General features: G+C 73.5%; 6 protein-coding genes and 1 pseudogene. 6 read left to right on the forward strand and 1 reads right to left on the reverse strand.

Going from position 1 to position 6,057, the window contains the following annotated elements; genetic code table 11:
* Window positions 1-113 precede the first annotated feature (113 nt).
* Genes G3I65_RS17335 through G3I65_RS17350 form a run of 4 tightly spaced genes read left to right on the forward strand, consistent with a single transcriptional unit; the run spans window position 114 to window position 3,533 of the window.
* Entirely contained in the window at window positions 114-866 is a 753-nt protein-coding gene (locus tag G3I65_RS17335) for an enoyl-CoA hydratase/isomerase family protein (protein ID WP_160697036.1), read from the forward strand.
* Window positions 863-1,012: a hypothetical protein gene (locus G3I65_RS17340; protein ID WP_160697037.1), complete on the forward strand. Its 150-nt coding sequence runs from the start codon at window positions 863-865 to the stop codon at window positions 1,010-1,012. Before G3I65_RS17335 ends, G3I65_RS17340 begins: the two co-directional genes overlap by 4 nt.
* Complete coding sequence (locus G3I65_RS17345) at window positions 1,009-2,580, forward strand: AMP-binding protein (protein ID WP_160697038.1); 1,572 nt, start codon at window positions 1,009-1,011, stop codon at window positions 2,578-2,580. The genes G3I65_RS17340 and G3I65_RS17345 overlap by 4 nt, the downstream gene beginning before the upstream one ends.
* Window positions 2,577-3,533, forward strand: a complete 957-nt coding sequence (locus G3I65_RS17350; protein WP_160697039.1) for a nitronate monooxygenase family protein — start codon at window positions 2,577-2,579, stop codon at window positions 3,531-3,533. Before G3I65_RS17345 ends, G3I65_RS17350 begins: the two co-directional genes overlap by 4 nt.
* Before the next feature lie 3 nt (window positions 3,534-3,536).
* Here the strand turns inward: G3I65_RS17350 and G3I65_RS17355 are convergent, their stop codons facing one another.
* Complete coding sequence (locus G3I65_RS17355) at window positions 3,537-4,235, reverse strand: alpha/beta fold hydrolase (protein ID WP_086864918.1); 699 nt, start codon at window positions 4,233-4,235, stop codon at window positions 3,537-3,539.
* A 124-nt stretch (window positions 4,236-4,359) separates the two neighbouring features.
* Here G3I65_RS17355 and G3I65_RS17360 point away from each other — a divergent pair, with 124 nt between their 5' ends.
* Entirely contained in the window at window positions 4,360-4,917 is a 558-nt protein-coding gene (locus tag G3I65_RS17360; protein ID WP_160697040.1) for a TetR/AcrR family transcriptional regulator, read from the forward strand.
* Between the two features lie 297 nt (window positions 4,918-5,214).
* A pseudogene (locus G3I65_RS17365) lies at window positions 5,215-6,057 on the forward strand (hypothetical protein); the annotation flags it as partial.

Raw genomic sequence — 6,057 nt, forward strand, 5'->3', positions numbered from 1 at the left:
CCGTTGCCGGTGGGCACCCCGCCTCGGCTCGGCGCCGACACCGACGACGTCCTGACCGGGCTGGGCCTCGGCCCAGCCGAAATCGAGGACCTGCGGGCCGCGGGGGTGATCCGGTGACCGGGCGCGTGCGGGTGACCGTGACCGACGGGATCGCCCGGGTCGAGCTGACCCGGCCCGAGGCACGCAACGCCGTGGACCTGCCGATGTGCCACGAGCTGCGGGAGGCCTTCGAGTCGCTCGGCGACGACGTCCGGGTGGTGCTGCTGAGCGGGCGCGGACCGGTGTTCTGCGCGGGCGCCGACCTCAAGGAACGCACCGGCAAGGACGCCGCGTGGGTGCGCCGCCGCCGGATCGCCTCGTTCGCCGCGTACGCCGCCATCGAGGCGTGCCCGGTGCCGGTCGTCGCCCTGGTCCAGGGCGCGGTCGTCGGCTCCGGCGGGGAGATCACCCTCGCCGCGGACTTCGCGCTGGCCGCTTCGGGGACGGTCTTCCGCTTTCCCGAGCCGCACTGGGGTACCGTCGGCGCGACCCAGCGCCTGCAGCGCGCCATCGGCAAGCGCCGGGCCAAGGAGCTGCTGTTCACCAACCGCGCGCTCGGCGCCGAAGAGGCCGCCGAGCTGGGCGTCGTCACCCGCGTCGTCCCGGCGGACACCCTCGCCGCGGCCGGCGACGAAACCGCCGCGAGCATCGCGAAGGCGCCGCCGCTGGCCATCTCGCTCACCAAGCGCGCGGTCGACCTCGGCGCGGAAACCGACCTCGACCGCGGCATCCGCATCGAACTGGCCGCAATCGAACAGTGCCTCGCCGACGGCGGCTGGCGCGACGGCGTCGCCCGCTTCACCGCCGGAAACGGAGAACCGCGATGACCGACCTGCGCACCGCCTGCCCGCTCACCACGCACGAGGTCCTCGCGCGCGCGGCCCTGCTCGCGCCGGACTCCGAACGCATCACCTACGGCGACCTGGCGAACCGAGTCTCGCCCGCCGCCGCCGGGAACGGAGACCCGCGATGACCGACCTGCGCACCGCCTGCCCCCTCACCACCCACGAAGCCCTCGCCCGCGCGGCCCTGCTCGCACCGGACGTCGAAGCCGTCGTCACCGACACCGAACGCATCACCTACGGCGAGCTGGCCGACCGCGTCTCGCGGGTCCGCGCCGGGCTCGCCGCCGCCGGGATCGGGCGGGGTGACCGCGTCGGGATCTGTCTCGGCAACGGGCCGGACTGGGTGGCGCTGTTCCTGGCGATCGGGGCGGCGGGCGCGGTCGCCGTGCCGGTCAACACCCGGTTCACCGCCGGCGAAGTCCGCTACACCCTCGAACACGCCCGCGTCCGCACGCTGTTCGTCGCGTCCCGGGTGCTCAATGTGGACTTCGCCGCGATGCTGCGGGAAATCGGCGCCGCGGCCCTCCCGGCGGTCATCGTGCTCGGCGACGACGTGCCGCCGTTCGCCACGCCGTGGGCGGACTTCCTCGCCGCCGGTTCGGACGTGCCGCCGCCCGCCGGCGCGCCCGAGGACATCCTGCTGGTGCAGTACACGTCCGGCACCACGTCCCGGCCGAAGGGCGTCCTGCTCACCCACCGCAGCATGTGCGCCGACGCGTTCTTCTCCGGCGCGCGGATGGGCCTGCGCCCCGGCGACCGGTTCCACTCGGCGCGGCCGTTCTTCCACGTCGCCGGCAGCACGCTGTCGGTGCTGGCGTCGCTCCAGCACGCCACGACGCTGGTGACGATGCCGAAGTTCGAGCCCGAAGAAGCCTTGCGGCTGCTGGAAACCGAGCGCTGCACGCACTTCTCCGGCAACGACACGATCGCGCTGCTCCTGCTCAACCACCCTTCCCTGGCACAGCGCCGGTTGTGCCTGCGCGGGGCCTGGGTGGCGGCGTCGCCGACGGTGATCCGGCGGGTCATCGACGAGCTGGGCGCGCGTGAATGCGTTGCGGGGTATGGGCTTTCGGAAGCCTCGCCGAACGTCGCGCAGTCGGCGTGGTGGGAGCCCGAGGAGATCCGCGCGTCCGGCGCGATGGCCGTCCAACCCGGCGTCGAGGTGCGGATCCGCGCCTTCGACGGCGACCGGGACTGCGCGCCCGGCGAGCCCGGCGCGGTGCTGGTGCGCGGCTGGAACGTGATGGTCGGCTATCTGGACGACCCGGTCAAGACGGCCGAGACGATCGACGCCGACGGCTGGCTCGCCACCGGCGACGTCGGGCTGCTCGACGAGACCGGGCGCTTCCACTTCACCGGCCGGACCAAGGACATCATCCGCGTCGGCGGCGAGAACGTGGCCCCGGCCGACATCGAGGACACCCTGCACCGGCACCCGCTGGTGCGGCAGGCGGCCGTCGTCGGCGTGCCGGACGCGCGGCTGGTCGAGGTGCCGTTCGCGTTCGTCGTGGTGACCGGCCCCGGCGTCTCCGAGGCGGAGCTGCTGGGCTGGGCGCGCGAACGGCTGGCGGGCTTCAAGGTGCCGCGGCACCTGCGGATCGTCGAAGGCTTCGAGGGGATCGGGATGACCGCGAGTTCGAAGGTGCAGAAGAACCGGCTCGCCGCGCACGCGCGTTCCTTGCTGGAGCGGGCATGACGCGCATCTCGACGTCCGTCACCGGGCTGCTGGGGATCGACCTGCCGATCGTGCAGGCGGGGATGTCGTGGGCGTCGTCGTCTTCCGCGCTGCCGGTGGCGGTTTCGAACGCGGGCGGCCTCGGCGTCGTCGCGGCGGGCCCGATGCGGCTGCCCGACCTGGACCGGGTGCTGACCGAGGTCGCCGCGGGCACGTCCCGGCCGTGGGCGGTCAACCTCCCGCTGTACCGCGCGGGCGTGGACGAGGTGATCGAACTCGTGCTGCGGCACCGGCCGCCGGTGCTGATCGCGTCGCAGGGCGGGCCGCGGCGGTACCTGGACCGGTTCCACGGGATCGGGACGCGCTGCCTGCACGTCGTGGCCGGGGTTTCGCACGCGGTCAAGGCGGCCGACGCGGGCGTCGACGGCCTGGTCGTCGTCGGCGCCGAGGCGGGCGGCCACCCGCCGCCCGCGATGGTGACGACGTCGGTGCTGGTGCGGGCGGTGACCCGGGCGGTCGAGCTGCCGGTGATCGCCTCCGGCGGGATCGCCGACGGCGCGGGCTTGGCGGCGGTGCTCGCCCTCGGCGCGGGCGCGGCGCAGTTCGGCACGCGGTTCCTGGCCAGCGCCGAGGCTTCGGTGCACCCCGCGTACAAGGACGCCGTGGTCTCGGCCGGAGTGGACGGCACCCGCACGGTGGGGCACGGCCTGGGCGTGATCCGCGCGCTGGACAACGAGTTCACCGCGCGGATGCTGGCCCTGGAGGCGTCCGGCGCCGAAGAAGACTTGCGGCGCAAGACTTTCCAGGCTGCTTCCTTGCGCGATGCCGCGCTGCACGGCGACGTCGCCGAGGGGAAGCTCGAAGCGGGCCAGTCGGCCGGCCTGGTCGACTCCGTGCTTCCCGCGGCCGAAATCGTGGCCCGGATCGTGCGGGAGTACCGGACGGCGCGCGCCGGACTCCCGCCGATCACCTGAGCGTCACTCGGCGGCGGCCGCCAGGATCACCTCGGCGACGACGCCGGGCTGCGACACCGCGACGGCGTGCGAGGCGTCGATCCGGCGGACCGTCGACTTCGCGCGCTCGGCCATGAACTCCTGGGCGGCGGCCGGGATGGCGTTGTCCTGGTTGGCGATCAGCGTCCACGACGGCAGCTTCGACCAGGCCGGGGTGCCCTCGAACGGCGCGGCGAGCGCCTGCTGGGCGACCGCCCGCTGGGTGACGGCCAGGACGGCGGCGGTCTCGGCAGGGACGTCGCCGGCGAAGACCTCGGCGAAGTCTTCCGGCTTGATCGACAGCTCGGGGTTGCCGTCGTGCACCAGGACGTTGGTGGTCTCCGGGCCGAGCTTGGCGCCCGGGTAGCGGCCGGACAGCTCGAAGACGCTCTCCCCCGCGTCCGGCTGGAACGCGGCGATGTAGACCAGGGCGCGGACGTTCGGCGTCTCGGTGGCGGCGCGGGTGATCAGGGCGCCGCCGTAGGAGTGGCCGGCCAGGACGACGGGGCCTTCGACGCCGTTGACGACGTCCGCGACGTAGGCCGCGTCGGACTCCAGGCCGCGCAGCGGGTTCGCCACCGCGACGACCGGATAGCCGTTCTCCTGCAGCTTCGACACGACGCCGGTCCAGCTGGAGGAGTCGGCGAAAGCGCCGTGGACCAGGACGATGGTGGGCTTGCTCATGGCGGGCTCCTTGAGAGAGAACGATCAGTCTTTCTGCCCCCTGAACTTTGCTCCGCTTCACTGGGTCGCGCAATGTGACGTAGCCGATCTGGCAGAACGACCAGTCTTTCTCTATGCTGGCGGGATGACGTCTGCCTCGGTGCACCCGAAGGACCGGTTGCTCGCGACCGCGTCCCGGCTGTTCTACGCGGAGGGCATCCACGCGGTGGGGGTGGAACGCCTGGTCTCGGAGGCGTCGGTGACGCGGGCGACGTTCTACCGGCACTACCCGACGAAAGACGATCTGGTCGCGGCCTACCTGACGGAGACGAGCCACCGCATTCGCGAGGCGGTCGACGCGGCCCGCGCGGGCAAACCCCCACGCGAGGCACTGGCGGCGGCCCTGTCGGTGGTGGGCGACGCGACGTGCGGCGAAGACTTCCGAGGCTGCCAGTTCCTCAACGCGGCCGCGGAGTACCCGGACCCGGAGTCCCAGGTCCGGAAGGTGATCGACGACCACCGCCAGTGGTTCTTCGAGGTCCTGCGCGCCGAAGCGGCGGCTTTGGGCCACCCGGAACCGAGCCACGCGGCCCGGGTGCTGGTGCTGCTGCGCGACGGCGCCTTGCACGGCGGGGAACTGGACGACGCGGAGACGGTGCGAGCGACGTTGCGCCGGGCGGTGGAGGAGTTCTTCCCCGCCTGAGCGCGATCCGGATGACATGAATGAGTCATTCACTTCGCCGGACGAAGTGAATGACTCATTCATGTCGTTGCGGGGGCCCGGGCCGCGCCGGGAAGAGAACGGTCGCCACCGACCGCAGCGGACTCGGCGGCTGGACCGAATAGCCCGCCCGTGCCGGCTGAGAACCCGCCACCGGCCACCCAACCGCGGCAGACTCAGCCCGAGCCGCGCCGGGAACCCGCTGCTCCCGCACCGCGACCGACCTCGCGTGTTCCTTCCCACCCCGCCACCGCCCGGACGCCGTGCTGGAATGGGGCCGTGCCGCCAGAACAACCGGACCCGCTCCCCCGGATCGCCCACCCCCGGGCGCTGCTCTTCGCCCTCCCCGCCGCGGGCCGCCGCTGGAGTGCCGGGCTCCGGGCCGCCGCCGCGGTCGGGCTTCCCGGGGCCGCCACCGTCCTCACCGGACACGCGGACATCGCGCTCTTCGTCACCTTCGGCGCCTTCGCCGTCCTCTACGGAGAAGGCCGCCCCTACCGCGTACGCGCCCGCGTAGTCCTCACCGCCGCCGTCACCCTCGTGCTCGCCGCCGCATTGGGCACGCTCGCCGGAAAGGTCGGCGGCGAAGCGGCGGTCATCATTGTGGTCACCATCGTCGGAGTCCTGGCCGTCTACGTCGTCGACGCGCTTCGGCTCGGCCCGCCCGGCGCGCTGTTCTTCGCACTCGTCTGCGGCGGCGCGACCGTCGCCACGGAAGCCGGCGCCGATCCCGTGGCCATCATCGCCTGCACGGCGCTCGGCGGCCTCGCCTCGGCGGCCGTTTCCATGGCCGGGATCCTCGCCGACAAGACCAAGCCCGAACGGGCCGCAGTCCAGCGGGCCGTCGCCGCCGTCGAAGCCGCCCGCGACAACCCCACCGCGGAAGCGCGGCACGCCGCCGGCTCGAGCATTTCCGCCGCCTGGAACGCCGTCCACGACGCCGGGCACGAAGCCGGCTCCGAACTCGCCACCACGCTGATCGCCGCCCACCGCCGGTTCGCCGACGCCGCCGGCAACCCGGACGAAGCCACCCTCCCGCTCCCCCGCCCCGCGGTCGGCTACCGGCTGCGGCGGTCGGCGACCCTCCGCTCGCACGCCATGGTGACGGCGGTGCGCGTCGGC

This window comes from Amycolatopsis sp. SID8362 (genome assembly GCF_010550475.1).
Taxonomy (GTDB): domain Bacteria; phylum Actinomycetota; class Actinomycetes; order Mycobacteriales; family Pseudonocardiaceae; genus Amycolatopsis; species Amycolatopsis eburnea.